The sequence below is a fragment of the Nocardia sp. Marseille-Q1738 genome (assembly GCF_965283145.1).
The window spans coordinates 76,066-101,148 of sequence record NZ_CBDIMS010000001.1 but is presented as its reverse complement, the minus strand read 5'-3'; the positions used below and the strand labels follow the sequence as shown (position 1 = coordinate 101,148).

Annotated in this window: 27 protein-coding genes; 17 read left to right on the top strand and 10 right to left on the bottom strand. The window is 67.7% G+C overall.

The genetic code is table 11. The features are described 5' to 3' along the window. Window positions 1–80 precede the first annotated feature (80 nt). Window positions 81–998: a sulfurtransferase gene (locus ACWPXK_RS00515; RefSeq protein ID WP_454194046.1), complete on the bottom strand. Its 918-nt coding sequence runs from the start codon at window positions 996–998 to the stop codon at window positions 81–83. 169 nt (window positions 999–1,167) lie between these two features. On the opposite strand from ACWPXK_RS00515, the gene ACWPXK_RS00510 reads away from it, so the two are divergent. Further along, the gene (locus tag ACWPXK_RS00510; RefSeq protein ID WP_454194045.1) at window positions 1,168–1,944 is read left to right on the top strand and encodes a helix-turn-helix transcriptional regulator; all 777 of its coding nucleotides are present in this window, start codon (window positions 1,168–1,170) and stop codon (window positions 1,942–1,944) included. Here ACWPXK_RS00510 and ACWPXK_RS00505 read toward each other — a convergent pair. From ACWPXK_RS00505 to ACWPXK_RS00495, 3 genes are all read right to left on the bottom strand, one after another. Continuing rightward, the gene (locus ACWPXK_RS00505) at window positions 1,873–2,505 is read right to left on the bottom strand and encodes a nucleoside triphosphate pyrophosphatase (RefSeq protein WP_454194044.1); all 633 of its coding nucleotides are present in this window, start codon (window positions 2,503–2,505) and stop codon (window positions 1,873–1,875) included. The two genes, ACWPXK_RS00510 and ACWPXK_RS00505, sit on opposite strands and share 72 nt — an antisense overlap. Next, window positions 2,502–2,837: an acyl-CoA carboxylase subunit epsilon gene (locus ACWPXK_RS00500; protein ID WP_454194043.1), complete on the bottom strand. Its 336-nt coding sequence runs from the start codon at window positions 2,835–2,837 to the stop codon at window positions 2,502–2,504. Before ACWPXK_RS00500 ends, ACWPXK_RS00505 begins: the two co-directional genes overlap by 4 nt. A 151-nt stretch (window positions 2,838–2,988) precedes the next feature. Beyond that, complete coding sequence (locus tag ACWPXK_RS00495; protein WP_454194042.1) at window positions 2,989–4,629, bottom strand: acyl-CoA carboxylase subunit beta; 1,641 nt, start codon at window positions 4,627–4,629, stop codon at window positions 2,989–2,991. A gap of 204 nt (window positions 4,630–4,833) precedes the next feature. On the opposite strand from ACWPXK_RS00495, the gene ACWPXK_RS00490 reads away from it, so the two are divergent. The 5 genes from ACWPXK_RS00490 (at window position 4,834) to ACWPXK_RS00470 (ending at window position 8,618) form a co-directional block, all read left to right on the top strand. Further along, window positions 4,834–5,031 carry a hypothetical protein gene (locus tag ACWPXK_RS00490; RefSeq protein ID WP_454194041.1) on the top strand — a complete coding sequence of 66 codons (198 nt, stop codon included), beginning with the start codon at window positions 4,834–4,836 and terminating at the stop codon, window positions 5,029–5,031. Between the two features lie 28 nt (window positions 5,032–5,059). Next, the gene (locus ACWPXK_RS00485; protein ID WP_454194040.1) at window positions 5,060–5,860 is read left to right on the top strand and encodes a biotin--[acetyl-CoA-carboxylase] ligase; all 801 of its coding nucleotides are present in this window, start codon (window positions 5,060–5,062) and stop codon (window positions 5,858–5,860) included. Window positions 5,861–6,071: 211 nt separating this feature from the next. Next, window positions 6,072–6,617: a PH domain-containing protein gene (locus ACWPXK_RS00480; RefSeq protein WP_454194039.1), complete on the top strand. Its 546-nt coding sequence runs from the start codon at window positions 6,072–6,074 to the stop codon at window positions 6,615–6,617. Window positions 6,618–6,634: 17 nt separating this feature from the next. After that, window positions 6,635–7,312, top strand: a complete 678-nt coding sequence (locus ACWPXK_RS00475) for a response regulator transcription factor (protein WP_454194038.1) — start codon at window positions 6,635–6,637, stop codon at window positions 7,310–7,312. Between the two features lies 1 nt (window position 7,313). Then, window positions 7,314–8,618 (top strand): sensor histidine kinase, encoded by a 1,305-nt coding sequence (locus ACWPXK_RS00470; protein WP_454194037.1) that lies wholly within the window; start codon window positions 7,314–7,316, stop codon window positions 8,616–8,618. Between the two features lies 1 nt (window position 8,619). Here ACWPXK_RS00470 and ACWPXK_RS00465 read toward each other — a convergent pair whose 3' ends face one another. Beyond that, entirely contained in the window at window positions 8,620–9,159 is a 540-nt protein-coding gene (locus ACWPXK_RS00465) for a GtrA family protein (RefSeq protein ID WP_442943973.1), read from the bottom strand. A 39-nt stretch (window positions 9,160–9,198) separates the two neighbouring features. Here ACWPXK_RS00465 and ACWPXK_RS00460 point away from each other — a divergent pair, with 39 nt between their 5' ends. The 5 genes from ACWPXK_RS00460 to ACWPXK_RS00440 all read left to right on the top strand — a co-directional run bounded on the left by ACWPXK_RS00460 (window position 9,199) and on the right by ACWPXK_RS00440 (window position 13,757). Further along, entirely contained in the window at window positions 9,199–10,419 is a 1,221-nt protein-coding gene (locus ACWPXK_RS00460; RefSeq protein ID WP_454194036.1) for a 5-(carboxyamino)imidazole ribonucleotide synthase, read from the top strand. Continuing rightward, window positions 10,412–10,927 carry a 5-(carboxyamino)imidazole ribonucleotide mutase gene (gene purE / locus ACWPXK_RS00455; RefSeq protein ID WP_454194035.1) on the top strand — a complete coding sequence of 172 codons (516 nt, stop codon included), beginning with the start codon at window positions 10,412–10,414 and terminating at the stop codon, window positions 10,925–10,927. The genes ACWPXK_RS00460 and purE overlap by 8 nt, the downstream gene beginning before the upstream one ends. Window positions 10,928–10,946: 19 nt before the next feature. After that, window positions 10,947–11,681 (top strand): phosphotransferase, encoded by a 735-nt coding sequence (locus ACWPXK_RS00450; RefSeq protein ID WP_454194034.1) that lies wholly within the window; start codon window positions 10,947–10,949, stop codon window positions 11,679–11,681. 77 nt (window positions 11,682–11,758) lie between these two features. Beyond that, window positions 11,759–12,445: a TetR family transcriptional regulator gene (locus ACWPXK_RS00445; protein ID WP_454194033.1), complete on the top strand. Its 687-nt coding sequence runs from the start codon at window positions 11,759–11,761 to the stop codon at window positions 12,443–12,445. A gap of 154 nt (window positions 12,446–12,599) precedes the next feature. Beyond that, window positions 12,600–13,757 carry an acyl-CoA dehydrogenase gene (locus ACWPXK_RS00440; protein WP_454194032.1) on the top strand — a complete coding sequence of 386 codons (1,158 nt, stop codon included), beginning with the start codon at window positions 12,600–12,602 and terminating at the stop codon, window positions 13,755–13,757. A gap of 1,242 nt (window positions 13,758–14,999) precedes the next feature. Here the strand turns inward: ACWPXK_RS00440 and ACWPXK_RS00435 are convergent. Together ACWPXK_RS00435 and ACWPXK_RS00430 are read right to left on the bottom strand one after the other, a co-directional pair. Then, window positions 15,000–15,284: a GNAT family N-acetyltransferase gene (locus ACWPXK_RS00435; RefSeq protein ID WP_454194031.1), complete on the bottom strand. Its 285-nt coding sequence runs from the start codon at window positions 15,282–15,284 to the stop codon at window positions 15,000–15,002. A gap of 46 nt (window positions 15,285–15,330) precedes the next feature. Then, on the bottom strand, window positions 15,331–16,689 hold the full coding sequence (locus ACWPXK_RS00430) for an FAD-binding oxidoreductase (protein WP_454194030.1): 1,359 nt from the start codon (window positions 16,687–16,689) through the stop codon (window positions 15,331–15,333). Between the two features lie 259 nt (window positions 16,690–16,948). Here ACWPXK_RS00430 and ACWPXK_RS00425 point away from each other — a divergent pair, with 259 nt between their 5' ends. Continuing rightward, a complete protein-coding gene (locus ACWPXK_RS00425; protein WP_454194029.1) occupies window positions 16,949–17,467 on the top strand; it encodes a GtrA family protein in 519 nt (172 codons plus the stop codon). A 66-nt stretch (window positions 17,468–17,533) separates the two neighbouring features. Here the strand turns inward: ACWPXK_RS00425 and ACWPXK_RS00420 are convergent, their stop codons facing one another. From ACWPXK_RS00420 to ACWPXK_RS00410, 3 genes are read right to left on the bottom strand one after another with little or no spacing between them, the layout of a single operon-like run. Next, complete coding sequence (locus tag ACWPXK_RS00420; protein WP_454194028.1) at window positions 17,534–18,187, bottom strand: Type 1 glutamine amidotransferase-like domain-containing protein; 654 nt, start codon at window positions 18,185–18,187, stop codon at window positions 17,534–17,536. Between the two features lie 5 nt (window positions 18,188–18,192). After that, entirely contained in the window at window positions 18,193–19,029 is an 837-nt protein-coding gene (locus ACWPXK_RS00415) for a maleylpyruvate isomerase family mycothiol-dependent enzyme (RefSeq protein ID WP_454194027.1), read from the bottom strand. Then, complete coding sequence (locus tag ACWPXK_RS00410; RefSeq protein ID WP_454194026.1) at window positions 19,026–19,487, bottom strand: HIT family protein; 462 nt, start codon at window positions 19,485–19,487, stop codon at window positions 19,026–19,028. The genes ACWPXK_RS00415 and ACWPXK_RS00410 overlap by 4 nt, the downstream gene beginning before the upstream one ends. A 408-nt stretch (window positions 19,488–19,895) precedes the next feature. Between ACWPXK_RS00410 and ACWPXK_RS00405 the strand changes: the two genes are divergently transcribed. The 5 genes from ACWPXK_RS00405 to ACWPXK_RS00385 all read left to right on the top strand — a co-directional run bounded on the left by ACWPXK_RS00405 (window position 19,896) and on the right by ACWPXK_RS00385 (window position 25,075). After that, complete coding sequence (locus ACWPXK_RS00405) at window positions 19,896–21,164, top strand: Re/Si-specific NAD(P)(+) transhydrogenase subunit alpha (protein WP_454194025.1); 1,269 nt, start codon at window positions 19,896–19,898, stop codon at window positions 21,162–21,164. Then, a complete protein-coding gene (locus ACWPXK_RS00400) occupies window positions 21,164–21,499 on the top strand; it encodes an NAD(P) transhydrogenase subunit alpha (RefSeq protein ID WP_454194024.1) in 336 nt (111 codons plus the stop codon). Before ACWPXK_RS00405 ends, ACWPXK_RS00400 begins: the two co-directional genes overlap by 1 nt. Before the next feature lie 3 nt (window positions 21,500–21,502). After that, window positions 21,503–22,921, top strand: a complete 1,419-nt coding sequence (locus ACWPXK_RS00395; RefSeq protein ID WP_454194023.1) for an NAD(P)(+) transhydrogenase (Re/Si-specific) subunit beta — start codon at window positions 21,503–21,505, stop codon at window positions 22,919–22,921. A 95-nt stretch (window positions 22,922–23,016) separates the two neighbouring features. Continuing rightward, the gene (locus ACWPXK_RS00390; protein WP_454194022.1) at window positions 23,017–24,168 is read left to right on the top strand and encodes a DUF5925 domain-containing protein; all 1,152 of its coding nucleotides are present in this window, start codon (window positions 23,017–23,019) and stop codon (window positions 24,166–24,168) included. Between the two features lie 430 nt (window positions 24,169–24,598). Beyond that, window positions 24,599–25,075, top strand: a complete 477-nt coding sequence (locus tag ACWPXK_RS00385) for an LppU/SCO3897 family protein (RefSeq protein WP_454194021.1) — start codon at window positions 24,599–24,601, stop codon at window positions 25,073–25,075. Window positions 25,076–25,083 lie beyond the last annotated feature (8 nt).

Below are 25,083 nucleotides of genomic sequence, written 5' to 3'. Positions count from 1 at the left end.
CGCCGAACTCGGCTAGTCCTACTCCACAGTAGGTCGTGGATCACAACGTACGCGGGCTGTGGCAGGGATCGGTCACGGCCCTACCTGCTGCGGGTGCGCCGCGAACCACCACCCGAGGGGACCTCGCCGGGTTCATCCCCCTTGGCGATCGGCATCCGCACCGAGTTGCCCCACTCGGTCCAGGAGCCGTCGTAGTTCCGCACGCGGTCGTAGCCGAGCAGATGGGTCAGCACGAACCAGGTGTGGCCGGATCGTACGCCGACCCGACTGTAGACGATCAGGTCCTCCTGGCTGGGTAGCGCGCGGTAGACGTCCTCGAGGTCGGCGCGGGAACGGAACCGCCCGTCGGAGGCGAGCGTCTCGCTCCACGGGATGTTCGACGCGGTGGGGATGTGGCCGCCGCGCAGCGCCGCGTCTTCCGGAGTGTCCGGCTTCTGGGCGAGCGCGCCGGAATACTCGTCGGGCGCGCGCACGTCGACCAGCGGTTTGCCGAGGTGTGCGAGCACGTCCTCGCGGAAGGCGCGGGCGGTGCCGTCGTCGCGGCGCACGGTCGGGTAGTCGCTGGGCACGGGGTAGGCGGGCTCGAAGGTCGTGTCGCGCCCCTCGGAGATCCACGCCGTCCGGCCGCCGTCGAGCAACCGCACGTCCTCGTGTCCGAACAGGGTGAATACCCACGCGGTGTGCGCCGCTTGCGCGTTGCCGCGATCCCCGTAGATCACCACAGTGTCATCACGTTCTATTCCTTTGGCGCGCATCAGTTCGGTGAAGCGGGTTCCGTCGATATAGTCGCGCGTGACCGGATCGTTCAGATCGCTTCGCCAATCCAGCTTGGTGGCGCCCGGAACGTGCCCGATGTCGTAGAGCAGCGTGTCCTCGTTGGCCTCGATGATCTTGAGTCCCTTCGCGCCGATGTTTGCCGACAGCCACTCGGTGGTTACTAGTCGGTGAGAGTGTGCGTAGGAACCGAACGAGGGATGAGGATCCGGGGCAACGGGCACGATGTGGGTCCTTCATGCGTGGGTAGGGCGGCGGTGACAGCGATTGGGAAGTCTCACAGCGATGGTAGGTATGAGACGACAGTGACTCTCGTTTCAGATCACAAATCGGATGAGGGGCGAATAAATGGCACCTACATCCGATAAAGTCTCCCGGGAGGAGGGGTGAGCTATGTCCGATTCTTGGCCGCGGCGGCGACTGCTCGCGATCCTACGTGGCGCAAGCGAGCCTCTCGACGCTCAGGAACTGGCCAGGATCACCGGACAGCACGTCACCACGGTCCGGTTCCATCTGGACGTGCTCACCAGGGAATCCCTCGTCCGGCAATTCCAGCAGCCGCCGCGCGGTCGCGGGCGTCCGCGTATCGGCTACAGCGCGGTGCAGCGATCGGTGGGCTATCAGGACCTGGCGCAGGTGCTCGCCGACCAGTTGGGGCCCGACCCGCGGCGCAGATCGGAGGCCGCCATCGCGGCGGGCCGAGCGTGGGGCACCAAGGTCGATATCGGTGAGCACCGGGTCGAATCGCTGGAGGACGCCAAGGACGTCACCATGACGCTGATGTCGGAACTCGGCTTCGCGCCCGAACGCGATCCGTCCTCGGAGACCGACGACAAGGCGCTGATCCGGTTGACGGCGTGTCCGCTGCGCGAACTCGCGCGAACGCATTCCGAGGTGGTGTGCGGCGTGCACCTGGGTCTGATCGAAGAGGTGCTGGAGCGGGGCGGTGCGCGCGGCGAGATCGACGTCCGGATGCATCCGTTCGTCGAGCCGGAATTGTGCGTGGTCCGACTGGAACTGATGGCCGCGTCGCGCGAGAAAGCCCAGGAGGCGGCCACGGTGCCTCCTGGCGGCGACGCGGAGGCGTTCCCCGCGCCCTCAGGCCGTGTGGCCCCACAACTGCGTAACGCTGATCCCAACGTCGCCAAGCAGTCGGCGCAGCAGTGGTAGCCCGATGCCGATGACGCTGGACGGGTCGCCGTCGATGCGATCGACGAACCAGCCGCCGAGTCCGTCCAGGGTGAACGCACCCGCCACCTGAAGCGGTTCGCCGGTGGCGATATAGGCGTCCAGCTCATCCGGCTCCGGCTTGGCGAAATGCACGGTGGTGCTGCTGCAGTCGACCGCTTCGGCGGTGACCTGACCGTCCTGGAGCCGCACGACGCAGTGGCCGGTCACGAGATCCGCGCTGCGCCCGGCCATGTCGCCCCAGCGGGCGCGAGCGACCTCGGGGGTGTGCGGTTTGCCCTGGAGTTCGCCGTCGACGAGCAGCATCGAATCACAAGCCACCACAACGCAGTCGGCGGCGAACTCGGGAATGCCGGCGGCTACGGCGTCCGCTTTGGCCCGTGCGAGTTCCACCACGACTACCTGCGGTGGTGTGCCCTCGGGGAGAGCGGCGGCCACCGCGTCTTCGTCCACGGCGGAAACCCGGACGATCGGGTCGATGCCCGCCGAGCGGAGAACCTCCCGGCGGGCAGGCGACGCGGAAGCGAGAATCAGATGGGTCACCCGCGCAGGTGGGACAGCTGCGGGAAGGCGTACGGGGAGAACGGCGAAGTGCCGCGATGCATCAGCGTCGGGCGGCCCCACCCGTCCGGAGGGCCGGACGGGCCCGCCGGCGCGGCATCGCTCGCCAGGGCGGACAGCACACACACCAGCGCGGCGAGTTCCTCGTCGGTGGGCGAGCCCTTCACGACACGGAAGAGCGGCTCCGCGGTGGCTTCGGCGGGTAGCGTGGCCGCGTCCTGGCCGGTGGGCGCACCGACCTCGTCCGTGAGCGGGTCGACTGCGAGATCCAGTTCGACGGCGGTCAACACATCTTCTTCTGCCACGGTCGTCACAGTGCCAGATCCTCTCTGTGCCTCGATCAGGATGATCACCTGGTCAGGCTGTTCCCATTTTCCGACTGTTTACGGATGAAGCAATCATCCTCGGATTCACTCATTGCGTCTCTGCAACCAGTCTGCGCGGCCCAACGAGGGTATCGCTCGATCACAGCGGAATGTTGCCGTGTTTCTTCGGCGGAAGGGTCACCATCTTGCGTTCGAGCAGTCGCAGCGCGGACACGATCTGGCCCCGGGTGTGCGACGGCGGGATGACCGCGTCGACGTATCCGCGCTCGGCGGCGACGTACGGGTTCACGAGTGTGTCCTCGTACTCGTTCTGCAGCTCGAGCCGCAGCGCATCGACGTCTCCGCCCTCCTTGGCGGCTTGCTGCAGCTGCTTGCGGTAGACGAATCCGACGGCGCCGGAAGCGCCCATGACGGCGATCTGCGCGGTCGGCCAGGCGAGGTTCACGTCGGCGCCCATGTGCTTGGAACCCATGACGTCGTAGGCGCCGCCGTAGGCCTTCCGCGTGATGATCGTGATTTTGCCCACAGTGGCCTCGCCGTAGGCGTAGAGAAGCTTCGCGCCGCGCCGGATGATGCCGTTGTACTCCTGCCCCGTGCCGGGCAGGAAGCCGGGAACGTCGACCAGGGTGATGATCGGGATGTTGAACGCGTCGCAAGTGCGCACGAAACGGGCGGCCTTCTCCGAGGCGTCGATGTCCAGGCAGCCCGCGAACTGGGTGGGCTGGTTGGCCACGATGCCGACGCTGCGGCCATCGATCCGGCCGAAGCCGACGATGACGTTCATCGCGCGCGCGGCCTGCACCTCGAGGAACTCGTCGTCGTCGAGCAGGCGACGGATCACCTCGTGCATGTCGTAGGGCTGGTTCGGCGAGTCCGGGATGATCGTGTCGAGTTCGAGGTCCTCCTCGGTGAGCGAGTCCTCGATGGCGCCGGTGATCGGGTCGGTGGCCGGGAACCGCGGCGCTTCGGCGCGGTTGTTGCTCGGCAGGTAGGACAGCAGGTCCTTGACGTAGTCCAGCGCGTCCTGCTCGCCCGAGGCGACGTAGTGCGCCACGCCGGACTTCACCATGTGCGTGTGCGCGCCGCCCAGGTCCTCCATGGTGACGTCCTCGCCGGTGACCGTCTTGATGACGTCCGGGCCGGTGACGAACATCTGGCTGGTGCCGTCGACCATCACCACGAAGTCGGTCAGCGCCGGGGAGTACACGTGCCCGCCCGCGGCCGGGCCCATGATCAACGAGATCTGCGGGATCACGCCGGAGGCCTGGATGTTGCGGTGGAAGATCTCGCCGTAGAGGCCCAGCGAGACCACGCCCTCCTGGATGCGCGCGCCCGCGCCCTCGTTGATGCCGATCAGCGGGCGGCCGGTCTTCAGTGCCAGGTCCATCACCTTGACGATCTTCTCGCCGTAGACCTCGCCGAGACTGCCGCCGAACACCGTGACGTCCTGGCTGAAGATGCACACGTCGCGGCCGTCGATGGTGCCGTAGCCGGTGACCACGCCGTCGCCGAGCGGGCGGTTGTTCTCCAAGCCGAAGTTGACGCTGCGGTGGCGGGCCAGCGCGTCGAGTTCGACGAAGGAACCCTCGTCCAGTAGGGCGAGGATGCGCTCGCGGGCGGTCATCTTGCCCTTCGCGTGCACCTTGTCGACTGCGGCCTCACCCATCGGGTGCTTGGCCTCTTCCAGCCGATTCCGCAGGTCAGCCAGCTTCCCGGCGGTGGTGTGGATATCGGGGGAGTCCGCCGGGCCTGAGGCGGGCTGCTGCTGGACACTCGTCATGGCTCCGGAGTGTAACCAGTGCCAGTGCTTCTCCGTAACCGAGTCCGCGCTACCCGCGGGTTAAAAACGCAGCTAGATCATATTTCAGGGGACGAACTTCCTGGTCGGTCGCGGGGTTGGCGGGCGGAAAATGAGTATCGCCCATCGGTCGTGTCCGGATAGCCTGGCAGCGACGGATTTTCGAGCTCAGGGGAGGAGCCCGTCATGTGGGAATGGAGCAAGACTTTCGCCGAATACGCCGCCGCCGCGGCGTGGACCACGCAGCCCGCCGAGACCGAGCCGAAGTACGGCGAGCCCGAGTACTGGGCCGAGACCACCACGGAGGAGCTGTCCGCGGAAGGCGATGGGGTACGCGCGGCGGCGCGCGACCCGTTCATCGGCGAGTTCGACCTGGCCGGGTAGCGTCTCGCCCGACGGGTAGCCTGCCGGTATGCAGAGGCCACCGTTGGATGCAGAGCAGTTACGGCGCAGCGTCATCGAGTCGCCCGAGCTGTCGTTCTTCTCGCAGATCGACGTGGTGGAGTCGACCGGGTCCACGAACACGGACCTGATCGCGCGCGCGGCCGAGCCGGGCGCCGACCACGCGGTTCTCCTGGCGGAGGCACAGGAGGAGGGGCGCGGCCGGCACGCGCGGACCTGGGTCAGCCCGCCGCGGGCGCAGATCTCGATGTCGGTGCTGGTGCGATTGCGCGGAATCGACCCGGCCACGCTCGGCTGGCTGTCCCTGCTGACCGGCGTGGCCGTGGTCGACGCGCTGCGGGCGACCACGGACGTGCCTGCCGAGCTCAAATGGCCGAACGATGTGCTGATCGATGGCCGCAAGGTCGCGGGCATCCTCGCCGAGGTCGCGGCGGGCGCCGGTGCGCCGGCGGTGGTGGTCGGCGTCGGGCTCAACGTGAGCCTCACCGAAGCCGAACTGCCGGTGCCGCACGCGACGTCGCTCGTCCTGGCCGGGGCGGAACAGACCGATCGCACCGTGCTCGTCCGCTCGCTGCTGACCGAGTTCGCCCGTCGTTTCTCCGCCTGGCGCGACGACGACTGGGCGATCGGCGAGCTGGCCGCCGCCTATCGCGAGCGGTGCGCGACGATCGGCACCCAGGTTCGTGCCGAACTGCCCGGCGGCCGGACGCTGACCGGCCTCGCCGAAGACATCGACGATGCCGGGCGCCTGCTCATCGACGGTGAAGCGGTGTCGGCGGCCGACGTCACGCACCTGCGCGTGGGGCAGTGATCGCCGAAACGGCAAGCGTCACAGTGCGAAAAGCCCGGTAGCGACGAACTGCTCGACCGGGCAACCGGGCGTTGTGCGGTGCACGTCGGGACAGAGCCGGATCGGCGGAGAGCAACCGCGGAGGAATCGTCACACGCAGGCCGACGATTGTGCAGCATGACGCGCTGCGGCGTGCGCCTTTCCGGCATCCGCACCCGGTAGTGTGCGTGGCATGGGTTATCCGGAGGATGTCCTGGCGCCCGACGAACAGCTGATGCTCCATCGTCATCCGCATTGGAAAATGCTCTTCTGGCCGATCGTGACGCTGATCGTCGCCACCGCGCTCGCCGGTTTCGCGGCGGGACTGATCTCGCGCAAAGCCGAGGGAACCGCGCGCGCCGCGTTGCTGCTCACGGTGCTCGTGGTGTACCTGGGGATTCTCCTATGGCGTTGTGTCGCACCGATAATCACGTGGAAGTCGACGCATTTCATCGTCACCGACCGCAGGGTGCTGGTGCGCCAGGGCGTGATCACCCACAGCGGCATAGATATCCCGATGAGCCGGATCTCCAGTGTCCAGTTCCGGCACGGCCTGTTCGACCGGTTGCTCGGCACCGGGACGCTGATCATCGAATCGTCCTCCTCCGAGCCGTTGGAGTACGACGACATCCCGTCCGTCCAGCAGGTGCATTCGCTGCTGTATCACCAGGTGTTCGAGGTCGAACGCCAGCACAACGGGCACGACGATCGCTGGGACGACCGCCGCAGCTACCGGTGAGCCCGTAACCTGGGCGTATGACCGCCGTACTGCTGGCCGAGGACGACGAGGCCATCGCCGCTCCGCTATCGCGCGCGCTCGGCCGCGAGGGTTACTCGGTGACCGTCGAGAGTTTCGGTCCAGCCGTGCTGCAGCGTGCACTGGAGGGCGGCCACGATCTGCTCATTCTCGACCTCGGCCTGCCCGGCATGGACGGGCTGGAGGTGTGCCGTCAGGTGCGTGCCCGCGGCGCGGATCTGGCCGTGCTGATGCTCACCGCGCGCACCGACGAGGTGGACTTCGTGGTCGGATTGGACGCGGGCGCCGACGACTACGTCGGTAAGCCGTTCCGGCTCGCCGAACTGCTCGCCCGAGTGCGAGCGTTGTTGCGGCGCAGTGGAATCGGCGACGACACGGTAGAGGTCGGCGGTATCCGCCTGGAGCCCGCGGCGCGGCGGGTTATGGTCAACGGCGTCGAAATCGGTTTGGCCAACAAGGAATACGAGCTGCTCAAGGTGCTGATCGATCGGGCGGGCCAGGTGGTGCCGCGGGAGACCATCCTGCGCGCGGTGTGGGGCGACGCCGAACTGCGTGGCTCCAAGACCTTGGACATGCACATGTCCTGGCTGCGCCGCAAGATCGGCGACGAGGGGCCGATGGCCGAACGGCGCATCGTCACCGTCCGCGGTGTCGGGTTCCGGCTGAACACCGACTGACATGCGCCGCCGCATTCTGCGTTCGATGCTCACCGTGCTCACGCTCACCACGGTGGTGCTCGGCGTGCCGCTGATCTACACGGCGTGGCTGTGGGTGGAGGACATCACCCGCAACGACCTGCAGAACCGGCTGGACCGGATCGCCGCGGAGATCATCGCGCAGGAGCACGGCGATGGGATGGTGCTCGGCGAGCTGGACACCAGATCGGTGGCGGCGCTGGTGCCCGAGAACAGCAGACTGACCATCGTCTATCCCGCGCCCGCGGACAACGCCTCCCGCCGCGACCTCGGAGTGGCCGAGGTGCCCGACCCGCTGGTGGAGTCGCTGTCGATGGGCACGTCCGGGTCACTGCGCTTGGAGGTGCCATCGGCGCCGATGCACGCCATGCAGCGCCAGGCGGTCGCGGTGGTCGCGCTCGCGGTGCTCGCCTCGCTGGGCGCGGCGGTCTCGGTGGCGGTGGTCACCGCTCGCCGAGTGGCCGATCCGCTGCGCGACGTGGCGGCGCGCGCCGCCCGGCTGGCGATGGGCGATTTCCGGCCCGATCCGCGCAGGCACGGTATCGCCGAACTGGATCGCGTCTCCGACGTGCTCGACTCCGCGACCGTGGAGATCGCCGGACGACTGCAGCGCGAACACGCCCTGGTCGCCGACGTCTCGCATCAGTTGCGCAGCAGGCTGACCGCCGTGCGGCTGCGCCTCGACGAGCTGTCCGCGCACGCCGATCCGGAGGTGGTGCACGAGGCCGAGGAGGCGATGGCCCAGGTGGACCGGCTCACCGAAGCGATCGACGACCTGGTGCGCGCGTCCCGTGACGAGGACGCGGCCGACCGCGACCCGGTGCCGGTGATGGCCGAATTGCGCGGCGTGGTGGCCGAATGGACCCACCCGTTCACCGAGGCGGGCCGCACTCTCACGCTGACCGGCGACGATTCACTGCGCGCGCCGATCACGGGTTCGCGGTTGCGCGAGGCGGTGGCGGTGCTCGTGGACAACGCGCTCATGCACGGCGGCGGGACCTGCACGGTGTCGGTGCGTTCGGTGTGGCCGGGAGCCGACCGCGAACCGCTGGTGTGTGTCGAGGTCGCCGACGAGGGCCACGGCGTGCGCGACGAGCTGGCGCCGCACATCTTCGACCGGGGATTCTCCGCGGGCGGTTCGACGGGTGTGGGGTTGGCGCTGGCGCGGGCTCTGGTCGAGGCCGACGGTGGCCGGCTGGAATTGCAGCGGCGCAGGCCCGCGCTGTTCGCGGTGTTCCTCGGGTCGTCGAAGGTTCGTCCGGCGGCGGTCGTGCCCGAGCCGAGGTGACTCAGCTGCGGCCGAGTTCCTCTTCCACCAGATCCACGAATTCCGCTTCGAGCTCGCTCATTTCGTCCGGGAACACCCAGCGGCGCATCGCCCAGAACCGGAAGGCCATCTGCAGCAGATTGCCGATGACGAACGCGCTGATGAAGTCGGCGATGTTCTCCACCGTGAAGCTCACGTTGGGTTGCCGCAGGTCGAAGATGTAGCTGGAAATCCACAATGGAGTGAAGGCCAGGACGACGCCGACGCCGCTGACGCCGAAGAACAGCAGCGCTTCGTGATGGCGCTCGCGTCCGCCCCGGTTCTTGAACGACCACTCCCGGTTGAGGATGTAGGAGGCGATCACGGCGATGACGCCGGAGATGATCTTGGCGGTCACCGGCTTCTCCGCCAGCACCGTCCACTTCAGCGCGTAGAAGATGCCGCTGTCGATGACGAACGTGGTCGCGCCGACGATCGCGAACTTGATCAGTTCCCGATGCCGGTATGCGATATCTTGCAGCGGCTTGGGGAGGACGCTGACCACGTCGTCGACGAATGACACAAGACCGGAGTGTACCGGTCCCGATCATTTGCGCCGGACATGACAATATGGTCCGACGTGAGCGCTCGTTCCTTCGATCCATCGGCCATGCCCACCGTCACCATGATCGGTGGTGGCCAGCTCGCGCGCATGACCCACCAGGCGGCCATCGCGCTGGGCCAGCGGCTGCGCGTGCTCGCCGAGAACCCCGATGACCCGGCCGCACAGGTGAGCCCGGATGTGGTACTCGGCAGCCATACCGATCTGACCGCGCTGCGCAAGGCCGCGGTCGGCTCACACGCGCTGACCTTCGACCACGAGCACGTGCCGACCGAACACTTGGAGGCGCTGGTCGCCGAGGGTGTCAACGTGCAGCCGCCGCCGCGGGCGCTGGTCTACGCGCAGGACAAGCTGGCCATGCGCACCAAGCTGAGCGAGCTCGGGCTGCCCGTGCCCGCCTTCACGCCGGTCACCTCGGTCGCCGACGCGGTGCGCTTCGGTCAGGAGCACGATTGGCGGATCGTGCTGAAGGCGGTGCGCGGCGGTTACGACGGGCGCGGTGTGTGGATGCCCGAATCCGCCGAGGCGGCCGAGGCGATCGTCAGCGATCAGCTCGCACACGGCGTCCAGCTGCTCGCCGAGGCGAAGGTCGACCTGAAGCGGGAGCTGTCGGCGATGGTGGCGCGTTCGCCGTTCGGGCAGGCGGCGACCTGGCCGGTGGTGGAGACCGTGCAGCGCAACGGACAGTGCGCGGTGGTGATCGCGCCCGCGCCCGGTCTGCCGGAGCACACCGCCACCGCCGCGGAGACCATGGCGCTGAATCTCGCCAAGGAACTCGGTGTGGTCGGCGTGATGGCGGTGGAGCTGTTCGAGACCACCGATGGCCAACTGCTGGTGAACGAGCTGGCCATGCGGCCGCACAATTCCGGGCACTGGGGGATGGACGGCGCCCGCACCGGCCAGTTCGAGCAGCATCTGCGCGCCGTGCTCGACTACCCGCTCGGCGACACCGCTCCGCTCGCGCCCGTCACGGTGATGGCCAATATTCTCGGCGCGGCGCAGGCCCCGGTCATGTCGATGGACGAGCGGCTGCACCACCTGTTCGCCAGGATGCCCGCGGCGAAGGTGCATCTGTACGGCAAGGGCGAGCGTCCCGATCGCAAGATCGGGCATGTGAACGTTCTCGGCGACGACGTGGCCGAGGTTCGGGAGAAGGCCGAGCGGGCGGCGCACTGGATGTCGCACGCGGTATGGACCGATAGATGGGATCCGCATGAGTGAAGCAGAGGCCGTGACCCCGTCGGTCGGCCTGATCATGGGCAGCGACTCGGACTGGCCGACCATGGAGGCTGCGGCGGAAGCGTTGGCGGAGTTCGGGATTCGCTTCGAGGTTGGCGTCGTCTCGGCGCACCGCACCCCGCAGCGCATGCTCGACTACGCGCGCGAGGCCGCGGGCCGGGGGCTGAAAGTGATCATCGCGGGCGCGGGCGGCGCGGCCCACCTCCCCGGCATGGTCGCCTCGGCGACACCGCTCCCAGTGATCGGCGTGCCGGTCCCGCTCAAGTACCTCGACGGCATGGATTCGCTGCTGTCCATCGTCCAGATGCCCGCAGGCGTCCCCGTCGCCACCGTCTCCATCGGCGGCGCCCGCAACGCGGGCCTGCTCGCCGCCCGCATCCTCGCCGCCCACGACCCGGCCCTGCGCACCCGCATGGAACAGTTCCAGGCCGGACTGGAACAGATGGTCCTGGACAAGGACGACGCCCTGCGCACCAAGCTGTTGGGCTGAGCCGTTCCCGGGCGCGAATATGCGGGAGATCCTCTTGCGAGGGGGCTTCGTCAATGACGTGGTCCGCGTCGGCGACACCGTTCGCCGACGCCCCAGTGCGCGGGCCGAGTTCGCGCACGAACTCCTCGGCCGGTTCGAGCGGTACGGCTGGGCGGGCGCGCCTCGCTTCCTCGGGATGGACGAGCAAGGGCGTGAGATTCTCACGTACCTCGACGGACATGTGGCATCCGACCAGGCACGCTCCGTGCCGATCGCCTCCCCGGCTGCCTTGGCCCGGGTGGCGGAGCTGATCCGTGCGTTCCACGATCTGACCGCGGGAACCGACCTCGCGGCGGACACCGAAGTGGTCTGCCACAACGACCTCTCGCCGAAGAACACTGTCTATCGAGATCTGGGCGACGGCCTGCGGCCCGTCGCTTTCCTGGACTGGGACCTGGCCGCTCCTGGCCGTCGCATCCACGATCTGGCCCAGGCATGCTGGCAGTACCTGGGCCTCGGCCCCGCCATCACCAATATCCCCACCACTGCCACACTGCTGCGCCTGATGTGCGACGCCTACGGAACCAACGAACGCGACGAACTCCTCGACACAATCCTGTGGTGGCAGGACCGGTGCCAGCACGGAATCGAAAGGGGAGCCGCCGCAGGGGAACCCGCGATGATGCGGCTCCGCTCGGACGGCGTGCCCGCACGCATCCGCTCCGCCCACTGGTGGGTCACCGAGCACCGCGCCGAGCTCGAACCCGCGCTGTAGATCTTCGTGCGGGCGTAAACAGCGCCAACCCTCACCGTGTGGAACCTTCGCAGGCGGCCCCTGACTACGGTGAGTTCGTGACTACAGGGGATATCGCGCGGCCGAGGGGCAACGACGACACCGCCTACTTTCGGCTCACGGTGGTGGATCAGGCGCTGCGGTTGTTCGCCGAGAAGGGGTATGAGGCGACGACTGTGGACGAGATCGCGGAAGCGGCCGGGATCTCGCGGCGGACGTTCTTCCGGCAGTTCCGGTCGAAAGAGGATGTGATCTTCGCCGATCACGAGTCGCAGTTGGCGCAGGCGGCCGAGTTCCTCTCCGCGTCGCGCGAGGACCCGTGGGAGGCGGTGTGCTCGGCGGTGGTGCAGGTGTTCGAGCGATTCACGCAGTGGCGGGACATCGCGGCGCGGCGGTATCAGGTGGTGCGCCGGGTCTCCGCGCTGCGTGAGCGGGAGATCGTCACGGTGTTCCGTTACGAGCGGTTGTTCACCGACTACCTGCGTGAACGGCTGCCCGATGTGCCGGATCTGGCCCGGGTGCAGTTCACCGCGGCCGTGACGGCGACGCACAACTATCTGCTGCGCCGGATGGTGCGCGGCGAGTCGGACGCGGGCGCCGCGGATCTGCGGGTAGAGCTGGCCGCGATTCCGCGCGGCGCCAGGCGCACGGCGAATGCCGATGAGCTGGTCGTCGCCGTATTTCCCCGCGACGCTCCGCCCAGGCAGGTCGCCGATCTGCTCCTGCGCAAGCTCGGCACGCTCTGACCAGGACCGGAATGCGACCAATCTGACACTGAGTGCCACGGTTTATCCGCACGTGGCCGACGTATATGTGGGTATACTCGGTGACAAAGTGGCACTGAGTGCCGATGTGCTGGCGGATATCAGCGATCATCACCGACGACCAGGAGTGAGCCCGATGGCGGGAAACCCCGATTTCGACCTGTTCAAGCTCGAGGACTTCCACGATGAGCTGCGCGAGGCGATCCGTGCGCTCGCCGAGAAGGAGATCGCCCCGCACGCCAAGGACGTCGACGGCAACTCCCGCTTCCCCGAAGAGGCGCTGACCGCGCTCAACGCCTCCGGCTTCAATGCCGTGCACGTGCCCGAGGCGTACGGCGGTCAGGGCGCCGACTCGGTGGCCACCTGCATCGTGATCGAAGAGGTCGCCCGCGTCTGCGGTTCCTCCTCGCTGATCCCCGCGGTCAACAAGCTCGGCACCATGGGCCTGATCCTGAACGGCTCCGAGGAGCTGAAGAAGAAGGTGCTGTCCGACATCGTCAACGGCGAGATGGCGTCCTACGCGCTGTCCGAGCGCGAGGCCGGTTCCGACGCGGCCAGCATGCGCACCCGGGCCAAGCAGGACGGCGACGACTGGATCATCAACGGCTCCAAGTGCTGGATCACCAACGGCGGCAAGTCCTCCTGGTACACCGTGATGGCGGTGACCGACGCGGACAAGGGCGCCAACGGTATCTCGGCGTTCCTGGTGCACAAGGACGACGAGGGCTTCGTGGTCGGCCCGCTGGAGCACAAGCTCGGCATCAAGGGCTCGCCCACCGCGGAGCTGTACTTCGAGAACTGCCGGGTGCCGGGTGACCGCATCGTCGGCGAGCCGGGCACCGGCTTCAAGACCGCGCTGCAGACCCTCGACCACACCCGCCCGACCATCGGCGCGCAGGCCGTCGGCCTCGCCCAGGGTGCGCTGGACGCGGCCATCGCCTACACCAAGGACCGCAAGCAGTTCGGCAAGTCGATCGCCGACTTCCAGAACACCCAGTTCATGCTCGCCGACATGGCGATGAAGATCGAGGCCGCCCGCCTCATGGTCTACAGCTCGGCCGCCCGCGCCGAGCGCGGCGAGAAGAACCTCGGCTTCATCTCCGCCGCCGCCAAGTGCTTCGCCTCCGACGTCGCCATGGAAGTCACCACCAACGCCGTCCAGCTGTTCGGCGGCGCGGGCTACACCACCGACTTCCCGGTCGAGCGCATGATGCGCGACGCGAAGATCACCCAGATCTACGAGGGCACCAACCAGATCCAGCGCCTAGTGATGTCTCGCGCGCTGCTCAGGTGATGTTTCTGTAGATCGCAGGATGTTCGGGCGTGCCTCGATGCGCATCTCAGGCCGTCTCCAGGCCGTCGAGCAGCACAGGCCGCCCGAACATCCGGCCGATCGCATTCCGCGCCCGCTCGTAGCTCGGCGGCACCACATCCACACGACCTTCTGACCGGTCACCACACTGCGCGAAGGCCAGACGGCACCGTACTCGAAGTGGCCGAGTCGATTTGGCCCGCCGAGCGCACGTGATCGCCAATGAGTACCCGATCACGACAGAGGCGTAGCACCGCTACAGCTTCGAAGTGTCGGGCGAGTTGTTGCCGAATTTCGCCATACAGACTCGAGAGCGCCCGCGGCGACGCGCAGCGCGTACTGATGAAGCGTCGTACGCGGCGCGTCGGCAGCACGCTTGCACCTCCAATGTCGCTCCAGGACATGCATGGTCGCCTCTGCGATAACCGAGAAGTGTGGGAGCTTGGGCAGCCGTACCCGACTTACCTTCCGCAGCCGAACACGAATCGGCCGGACTCTGCCCGGTCGACTGGCTGTGGTTCCGCTTCGGCCATCGATCGAACGCATGTGTCTTCGCTCGCCCAGGTGGGTAACACCCAACGCTGCAACAGAAGTCGGTGGCCGCGCGATTACAGTCGCGTGAAGCCACATGAGGCAGCCGGACTGGTACTCACCCTTATCGCTACGATCGCGGGCGTTGTTGCCGCATGGGCGGCGGTGCGTCAGCTTCGGCTCGCACAACCGCGGGAGCCTGCGAACCAGGATCCACCGGAATCGTCCGATGCGGTTCCACCTCGACAACCGCTCGGGAACCATTGGGTCGTTCCGGCTGCCCTCGTCGTGATGGGAGTCGCGTGGGCGGCTTCCTTCTACGTCTCGGGTGGGCTTTGGCCTCTTGCGACTCTGGCAGACCTGAACCTCGCGCTCGCAGGTGTCATGGTTGTCATGGGTCTGGTCGTGTTCGCGATTCCACGCCGCGGCTAGCCATTCCGGTCAGGCTGTCCGGCAAGGCTAGCCGCTGTACGAGCACGCCGACAGTCGGCAGTACCACTGCCGAGATATGGCTGTAGGTAAGTTGTAACCCTCCTGAGCGCGATCGACGCCTGCCCCTGCTGTCCGGTGTCATCACGGCCGCTCTCACCGTTAGACCAGATGACGGGTGCGGACGGTGGCACCGAGCGTAGTCGAAAGGTGGCTGGCCCTAGCCTGGCTGAGCCGCCATTTCACTCCGCTCGGCAACGGGCACTATCCGACGAGGTCGGCGTATTCGCGGTGTTCGGTGATGTACTTCTCGACGTACCAGCAGGTCGGGATGACCGAGTAGCCCGCTTTGCGGGAGTCGTCGAGGGCGTACTCGACGACCTGGGCGGCGATGCCGTGGCCGCGGAATTCGGGGAAGGTCAGGGTGTGGTGGAAGTCGCGGACCTTGGTGTCCGCGTTTTCGGCGTAGTCGGCGTAGCCGGCGAGGGTGTCATCGATGTAGATCTCGAAACGGGTGTCGGCGACGTTGTGTTCGAGCCTGGTCGTCATGATGGGGTAGAACTCCTTGGCGGTGGGGAATGTTCCGGCGAGGCGGTTACAGGATCGCGCCCGGGTTGAGGATGCCGTTCGGGTCGAGTGCGTCCTTGATGCGCCGGGTCAGGGCCATGACATCGGGGCCGAGCTGATCGGGCAGCCAGGCCTTCTTCAACCGGCCGACGCCGTGTTCGCCGGTGATGGTGCCGCCGAGGGAGATGGCCAGTTCCATGATCTCGCCGAAGGCGCGGTGCGCTCGTGCGGTGTGGTCCGCGTCGGACGGATCGTGCACGATCAGCGGGTGGGTGTTGCCGTCTCCCGCATGCGCGATCACCGACACCGTCACCGCGTTGCGCTCGGCTATCTCGGCGATGCCGGTCACCAGGTCGCCGAGCCGGGGCAGCGGGACGCCGACATCCTCCAGCAGCAGGGGGCCGAGTTTCTCCACGGCGGGAATCGCGAAACGCCGTGCGGCGGCGAAGGCTTCGCCCTCGGCAGGGTCGTCGGTGTGGAAAACCTCGGTAGCGCCTGCCTTCTCGCATGCGGTCGCCATGATCTGGGCCTCGCGCCGGGCGAATTCGCCGGGTGCGTCGGAGCGCGCGACCAACAGCGCGGCAGCGGTGCGGTCCAAGCCCATCCGCAACTCGTCCTCCACGGCGTTGATCGACACCGAGTCCATGAACTCGAGCATCGACGGCCGGAGTTCGCCGGTGATCGTCAAGATCGCCTCGATGGCGGCGGTGAGCGTGCCGAAGCTCGCGACAACCGTGCTCTGTGGCGGCTGCGCGGGCAGCAGCCGCAAGGTCAGCTCGGTGATCACCCCGAGCGTGCCCTCGCTGCCGACGAACAGCTTGGTCAGCGACAACCCCGCCGAGTCCTTCAGTCGCGGGCCGCCGAGCCGCACGACGGTGCCGTCGGCGAGCACGACCTCCATGCCGAGCACATAGTCGGTGGTCACGCCGTACTTCACGCAGCACAGGCCGCCCGCATTGGTCGCGGCGTTGCCGCCGATCGAGCAGATCTCGAACGACGACGGATCGGGCGGGTACCACAAGCCGTGGTCGGCGACCGCGCGCTTGACCTCCGCGTTGAGCAAGCCCGGCTGCACGACCGCGGTCCGCGTGACCGGATCGACCGTGATCGCGCGCATCCGCTCGGTGCTCAACACGATCCCGCCGTCGACGGCCGTCGCGCCGCCGGACAGGCCGGACCCGGCGCCCCGCGGGGTCACCGGCACGCGGTGGGCGCTGGCCCACCGCAGCGTCGCGGCCACGTCATCGGTGCTGGTGGCGCGTACCACGGCCAGGGCGGTGCCGGCGTCCGGATCACGCGCCCAGTCCTGCCGGTAGCTCGCGAGCAGATCGGCGTCGGTGAGCACCGCGCCTTCGGGGAGACAGGCGATCAGGTCTTCCAGGTCCACATCTTCACGCTAGCTCCCCGTGCCGGATATTCGCTGATCGGGCGGCTGATCGGCGTGGAGCGACGGCGGTATCGTCCTGGACGCGCTGCACGCCGGATCTGCCCGCACGTTTCCGGAGGTGCAGGCTCGCAGCGCCGACGACGGCTTCCCGCATTGGCTCGACCGTTCGGCGGGCGGACCCCGGACGCGGGTCAGCCGAGCTACCGCCCGGTCTCCGGCTGCTCACCTGTCGGACACCTGCCGCTGGCAGGCTTGCCGCGTGCACGAGCTGTCCGAGACCGCCGACACGATCGCTGATCGATTCACCCGCTGGTGCGAGGCCGTCGTGGCCAGGTTGCCTTTCGGGCTGGATCGTCTCGTCCCGCCGACCTTCCTGGGCTTCGCGCTGATCAACAGCTTCACCTTCGGCGTCGACCTGGTATTGCTCACTCTCCTCCACGGCTGGTTCGGTCTGCCGGTCTGGCTGTCGGTGACCGTGGCGTATGTGTGCGCGTTCGGCCTCAGCTTCGTGCTCAACCGCACCTTCAACTTCCATTCGCACGCGCCGGTCGGCAGGCAGGCCGCCGTGTACGTCGTGGTGGTCGTCATCAACTACCTGGCGTTCATCCTCGGCGTCGGCAGCGGACTGACCGCGCTGGGCGTGGAATACCACCTGTCCCGCCTACTGGCGGGCGCCTGCGAGGCCGTCTACATGTACAGCGCCATGCGCTGGCTCGTCTTCCGTCGCCGCGCCGCCGAGCCCGAACCACGCCTCGCCCCCGACCGCCAGTCCCACTGACGAGTGGCACACCACCGTGTGACCTTCTCGCGTTTCGCCGCGGCCATGTGCCACTGGCCGGGCTGGTCATCGGCCAGACGAGCTGATCAGCTCCTCGGTATGCGATCCATCGATGACGATCGCGTCGTCGTCGGTGAGCGCCCAGTGTGCGATGGCTTCGGCACGGTATCGCGCGGCGAGCTGGTTGCACGCGCCGTCGGGGTCGGTGGCGGAATCGATGTGCGGGACGATGGCGCGATCGACCAAACCGAGTCCGTCCCATTGTGGTTCGATGCCGCAGGCGGGTGCGACCTCGGCCGGGTCGTCGAGTGTCTCTATTCCGTGCAGGTCCGGTGTGAGCACACACGCGCCCGCGCTGTAGCCCGCGTACGCCAGTGCGTCGTCGGCGAGCAGCCGGGTGAGCGCGCGATCTGCTCCGCTGCGGGCGAATTGGGCGCGCAGAACGAACGTGTTGCCCCCTCGCACCCACACGAGCGGAAACTCGGCAAGACGGCGTTCGAGTTCCGGGGTGCGGTCCACGAATTCGCGCAGATCGATCTCCTCCGGGGCATATCCGAGTTTGCGCAACGGCACCAAGTCGCTGGTGATAGCCGACGCTCGCATGGCGGGCCATGCGTCGCAAGCGTTTCCGATCACCGCGACCCGGCCCGGCGGCCCGGCGAGCGCGACCAGCCGGTCGTGGTGCGCCCCGAAACGGTAGCTGGACAGGAAGAGGCGCACGGGGGTCAGAGGGTGAAGGCCAAGTGGCGAACCAGGCGTTGCCCGAGTTCGGCGTCGCCGTCGATGCTGATCTCGTCGAGGTGCTCCTCGGCCTTCGTCCGGCCGCAGCCCAACCGCACGAAAAGCCCCGAGTCCATGCCGATCTCGACCGTGGCGGGTTGGTCGAACGCGTCCACGTAGTTCGCCCGGCCCGCCACCTGGATACGCAGCGTCCTGGCCAGCGGACCGGTCAGCGTGAAGGCGATCCGCGCGCCGTCGGGCGCCTCGCCCTTCTTGGCCACCACGCGCGGAATGCCGAGCGCGAACTCGGCGAACGCCAGTTCGCCGCGCGGCCCGCCCTCCTCGACCCGCACGCCGAGCGCGTCGGCGATGTCGAGCTCGTGCGTCCAGCAGTCGAACAACCGCACCCGCATGAACCGGCCGTAGCTGATCTGACCGATCGGCGACACGGTTTCCTTCGCCCACTCGGCGTCGCCCACCGCCGCGAGTGCCGCTCGCCTGCGGTCGATGACGTCGCGGTAGAGCTCGAGCAGCCGGGCGCCGGACAGCGGGCGCAGCCGGTCCACCCAGATCTCGTTGAGCACCGCGGTCTCGTTGCGCACGTAGGGAAGCGTGCGCACATCGGTCTTGACCCTGTTCGGGTCGTGCGCGGGCGGACGGTCGCCGAGCAGCCAGGACTCGGTGCCGATGACGTGGGCGACGATGTCGAACACGGTCCAGCCGGGCAGCGACGATGGCGTGCGCCAGCCGTCCTCGCCCAGCGGGGCGACCAGCGCTTCGATCGCGTCCCACTGCTGCGACAGCAGGCTGATCTGCGCGGTGCGGTCCAGCGTCTCGGTCATCCGTCGACTTCCTTTTCCGGGCCTTCGCCCTCGTTGTCCAGTGCCGCGATGCCATCCCGGATGGCGGCGGCGGTAGCGACCGGGTCGTGCGGGCGCCGCAGCAGAAAACCTTTGGCGAACCGGAGCGTGTCGCCGTGCCGACGGGGGATCACGTGCAGGTGGACATGCGGGACCGTCTGAAATGCGGCGATGCCGTCGTTGAGAACCAGATTGGCGCCGTCCGCGGCGAGGCTGCTGCGGCGGATGGCCAGCGCGAGCCGATGTCCGGCCCGGAAGATCTGCGCGCCGAGTTCGGCGTCGAGGTCCTCCAACTCGGCCGCGTGCCGCTTCGGGATCACCAGCGTGTGCCCGCGGGCGACCGGTCGGATGTCGAGGAACGCGCAGAGCGTGTCGTCCTCGTACACCTTGGCCGCTGGAGCCTCGCCTGCCACGATGCGGCAGAAGACGCAGTCGTTCACACGCTGGACCATACGGCGTACGAGCGCACCGGAACACCCCCTCTGTGCCGATCGAACATGACGCACGTCACTATCCAGCGACACGCCGAGGCCCTGACCAGTTGTCGAACCTAGGGGTAAGTAAGGGACTTTTCCGTACGGTCTTGCCGCGTTCACCTGGGGCGACCACGATCACACAGCGAGAGGAAAAACGAGTAGACCGCGGTTCGGCAGTCGGCGGCGTGCTCCGCGACGACCGGGGAATCCGGCGTAGCGGCGCGATCCGTCCGGCGTGTGTGACGGGCATCTCAGCTACGCTCACCGCGAGCCAGGTACAGTTGCGAAGATTTGGGCGAACTTACTCGACAGTAACATCGTCCGGTCGTCTACCCGTTGCCTGAAGCTCAGTACGAGAAGGAAGTCTGACAAGTGGAGACAACGCAGAGCGTAGGCGATCCATCGCCGCGTGGCGCGCGTGTCGGAGTCGTCCGCGAATCCGCCGCGGGAGAACGCCGTGTCGCATTGGTGCCGAAAATCGTTCCGAGCCTGACCAAGCAAGGTGTGGAAGTTGTCGTCGAGTCCGGTGCCGGGCTCGGTGCGCTGATTCCCGATAGCGCCTATGTGGAGGCGGGTGCCTCGATCGGGGATCCGTGGTCGGCGGATGTCGTCGTGAAGGTGGCCCCGCCGAGTGACGACGAGGTGGGCAAGCTGTCGTCGGGGCAGACGTTGATCGGATTCCTGGCGCCGCGGAACGCGGAGAATCAGATCGGTGCGCTGAAAGCGGCGGGGGTGCAAGCGTTCGCGGTGGAGGCGATCCCGCGGATTTCGCGCGCGCAGGTGATGGACGCGTTGTCGTCGCAGGCGAACGTGGCCGGTTATAAGGCGGTGCTGCTGGCGGCGTCGGAGTCGACGCGGTTCTTCCCGATGCTGACCACGGCGGCGGGCACGGTGAAGCCCGCGACGGTGCTGGTGCTGGGTGTGGGCGTGGCCGGGTTGCAGGCGCTGGCTACCGCCAAGCGTCTCGGTGGACGCACCACCGGATACGACGTGCGCCCGGAGGTGGCCGATCAGGTGCGTTCGGTCGGTGCGCAGTGGCTGGATCTGGGCATCGATGCCGCGGGGGAGGGCGGGTACGCGCGCGAGCTGACCGAGGAGGAGAAGGCCACTCAGCAGCAGGCGCTCGAGGACGCGATCAAGGGTTTCGACGTGGTGATCACGACCGCGTTGGTGCCCGGCCGTCCCGCGCCGCGGTTGGTGACAGCCGCGGCGGTGCAGGGCATGAAGCCAGGCAGCGTGATCGTGGACCTGGCTGGAGAGACCGGCGGCAACTGTGAGCTGACCGAGCCGGGCGAGACCGTGGTCAAGCATGAGGTGACCATCGCCTCGCCGTTGAACCTGCCCGCGACCATGCCCGAGCACGCCAGCGAGCTGTACTCGAAGAACATCGCGGCGCTGCTGGAACTGATGCTGGCCGACGGCAAGCTCGCGCCGGACTTCAGCGATCAGGTGCTCGCCGATTCCTGCGTCACCCGCGATGCGACCGAATCGGCCGACGCGCCCGAGGGGGCGGAGCCGAGTGCGGCGGCGGAGTCGACCGAGGCGGTGGACTCCGCTGAGGTGGCGGAGTCGGCGGAGTCGACCGAGGCTGCGGAGTCGACCGAGGCGAAGGACGTGACCGAGGCGAAGGTGGAGAGCTGATGTACACCGAATTGTTGGCGAATATCGCGATCCTGGTGCTGTCCGGGTTCGTCGGCTTCGCCGTGATCTCCAAGGTGCCCAACACCTTGCACACGCCGTTGATGTCGGGAACCAACGCCATTCACGGCATCGTCGTGCTCGGCGCCCTGGTCACGCTGGGCAGGATGGAAGACCCTTCGATCGGCATCCAGATCATCCTGTTCGTCGCGTTGGTCTTCGGAACCTTGAACGTGGTCGGTGGTTTCGTGGTCACCGACCGCATGCTGGGCATGTTCAAGGGCAAGAAGCCGGTCGCGGCCCAGGCGGCTGACAGTTCTGCGAAGGCGGGCAAGTAGGTCATGGACAACCTCGTCAATATCCTCTACATCGTCGCGTTCTCGCTGTTCATCTACGGCCTGATGGGTTTGACCGGGCCGAAGACCGCGGTGCGCGGCAACTGGATCGCCGCGGTCGGCATGGGCCTCGCCGTAGTCGCGACGTTGATCGCCGTTCGGGAGACCGGTAACTGGATCCTGATCATCGCCGGGCTCGTGCTGGGTGTCGTGCTGGGCGTGCCGCCCGCGCGCTACACCAAGATGACCGCGATGCCGCAGCTGGTGGCCGCGTTCAACGGCGTCGGTGGCGGCACGGTCGCGTTGATCGCGTGGGCGGAGTTCCTCGACACCACCGGCTTTTCGGCGTTCAAGCACGGTGAGGAACCGACCGTGCACATCATCGTCGGCTCGCTGTTCGCCGCGATCATCGGTTCGGTGTCGTTCTGGGGCTCGCTGATCGCCTTCGGCAAGTTGCAGGAGATCCTGCCCGGCAAACCGATCGGCGTCGGCAGGCTGCAGCAACCGTTGAACCTGCTGCTACTTGTCGTCGCCGTCGCGGCCGCGGTGGTGATCGGCGTGCGCGCCGCCGATGGTGGTGCGGCGTGGTGGTGGATGGTGCTGCTGCTGCTCGCGGCCGGTGTGCTCGGACTGATGGTCGTGCTGCCGATCGGCGGCGCGGATATGCCCGTCGTCATTTCGCTGCTCAACGCGCTGACCGGATTGTCGGCCGCGGCCGCGGGTTTGGCGTTGAACAACACCGCGATGATCGTCGCGGGCATGATCGTCGGCGCGTCCGGCACCATCCTGACCAACCTGATGGCCAAGGCGATGAACCGGTCCATCCCGGCCATCGTCGCGGGCGGATTCGGTGGCGGCGGTGCGGCAGTCGGCGGCGCCGGTGGTGAGCAGAAGCAGGCCAAAGCCACCTCCGCCGCGGATGCCGCGATCCAGATGGCGTACGCCAACCAGGTGATCGTGGTCCCGGGCTACGGCATGGCCGTCGCGCAGGCCCAGCACGCGGTCAAGGAGATGGCCGAGTTGCTGGAGAAGAAGGGTGTGGAAGTCAAGTACGCCATCCACCCGGTCGCCGGTCGCATGCCCGGCCACATGAACGTGCTGCTGGCCGAGGCCGAGGTCTCCTATGACGCGCTCAAGGAGATGGACGAGATCAACGGCGAATTCAACCGCACCGACGTCGCGTTGGTGATCGGCGCCAACGACGTCACCAACCCGGCCGCCCGCGAGGACGCCGCCAGCCCGATCTACGGCATGCCCGTGCTCAACGTCGACCAAGCCAAGTCGGTGATCGTGCTCAAGCGCTCCATGAACAGTGGTTTCGCCGGTATCGACAACCCGCTGTTCTACGCCGACCACACCTCCATGCTGTTCGGCGACGCCAAGAAGTCCGTCAGCGCGGTCACCGAAGAACTGAAGGTCTTGTAGGCCGGCGGTTTCGACGCGAACGCCCCTGCACCGAGTCCTCGGTGCGGGGGCGTTTGTCGTAATTCGATGGACACCGTGGACGGTCACCCCGGATCATGCTCGGAGTGTCCGCACGTCATGAGCCTCTTCGGTTGATCGGTCCCGGGCAGCCCACGGTCGATCCCGCCGAGCGTCTGCCGTGGACCGTCACGGTCGATTCCACTTACTCGGTCCGCGACGCGATCGATGCCCTCGCGCTCGGTCCATTCCTGCGCGGCGACCAGCCGTGCGCGCGCACCGCGCATCTGGAGCGGGTGCGTCCCGACGCGCCGCTGCGACCGGCACAGGGTCGTGTGGTGCGCACGGTGCGCGACGACGACAGCGGCGCGACCTTGGTGGTCGGTGACGGGTGGTCGTTGCGGTCGGTGCGCTGGTCGGGTGGATCGGCGCTGGTCGAGGTCACCGCCGTCACCGACGCGCTCGCGGACGAACTGCTCGCCGAGGCGATCCGCGACGCGGCCGCTCCACCCGAGGTGGGCGAGACCGTCGAAATGGGGTTCTGGCATCTGCACAGCCACGGACCGCAGCGGCGCGCTCGTTCGATCTCCGCGCCCGAGTGGTCCGCGATCCGCGGCAACTACGCGGGGGAGGTCGCCGCCGCGATGGATCATTTGATGACGCTCACCGCCGACGACGTGCGCGGCCGACTGGTGCTGCTGCACGGACCTCCCGGCACCGGGAAGACCACCGCGCTGCGCGCATTGGCTCGGGCCTGGGGTTCCTGGTGCCAGTTCGACTGCGTGCTGGATCCCGAGGTGATGTTCGGCAAGCCGGGATACTTGATGGACGTGGCCGCGGGCGTCGATGGTGACGGCGGCGCGCGCCGCTGGCGCATGCTCGTCCTGGAAGACTGTGACGAGCTGATCCGCGGTGAGGCGAAAGAGGCCGCGGGCCAAGGGCTTTCCCGGCTGCTCAACCTGACCGACGGCATGCTCGGCCAAGGTCGTGACGTGCTGGTCGTCATCACCACCAACGAGGATCTGTCCCGGCTGCATCCGGCGGTGACCCGGCCGGGGCGGTGCCTGGCGCGGATCGAGATCGGGCGGCTGTCCGCGGCGGAGGCGGCGGCTTGGCTGGTCAGGGAGGGGAGCGGCGCCACCGCGGGCCCGGACGGCGCGACGCTCGCTGAGTTGGTTGTGCTGCGTGACGGTGACGTTCGGATCGATGCCGTCGCACGAGACGCGGTGCATCCGGGGCTGTATCTCTGACCTTGCGGAGCCGAAGTTATTGCGGCGGTTCAACGCGATGGAAGTGGACCACGCGGTATCTCATGCGGCGGCGCCCGTGCGCATCGGCTAGATTCCATGGGTTCGCCCGTCGCCCAGTGCGGACGGAACCACGCGAGACCCGGGGAGGGGATCCATGACCACACCACCGAACTATCCGTATCCAGGTCAGCCCGGCGGCCAGCCGGGCTTTCCGCAGCAGCCGCCGGCCGGGGCGCCACAAGGCTTTCCGGGCCAGCCGCAGGGATATCCACAGCCGGGATATCCCGGTCAGCCGCAAGCTGGATATCCGCCACAGGGTGGCTTCCCGCCGCCGCAGCAGCCCGGCTACCCCGCTGGCGGTTTCCCTCCGCCGGGGCCGCCACCGCAGCAGAATCGCGGCGGCGGTGGCGGAATCGGAAAGATTCTTGCCGTGCTCGGCGCGGTGGTGGTGATCGGTCTCCTGATCGTCGGCGGCCGGACCGTGCTGCGCTCCGATGGCGAGAAGATCGAGATCGGCCAATGCGCGAAGTTGTCCGGCACCACCGTCAAGGCCGAGTTCGCCATCAAGGATTGCTCCGATTCGGAAGCCAACTACGTGGTGGCGCAACGGCTCGACGACTCCAACGCGGAGTGCCCGACCAAGGATTACGCCAGCTACTACCAGACCGGCGGCGACGAATACACGCTCTGCCTGCGGCTGAACGTCAAGGAGGGCGACTGTATCGACGGCGGCTTCCTCGGCGCCAGCACCAAGGTCGCCTGTGGCGCGGCGGCGGACTTCAAGATCGGCCGGGTGGTGCGCGGCACCGCGGACGTATCCGCGTGCGGATCGAAGGCGACCGAGAACGACACGATCGTCTACCCCAAGCCCGAACCCATCACGCTGTGCCTGGTGCCGCCCAAGTAGGCCGCGGG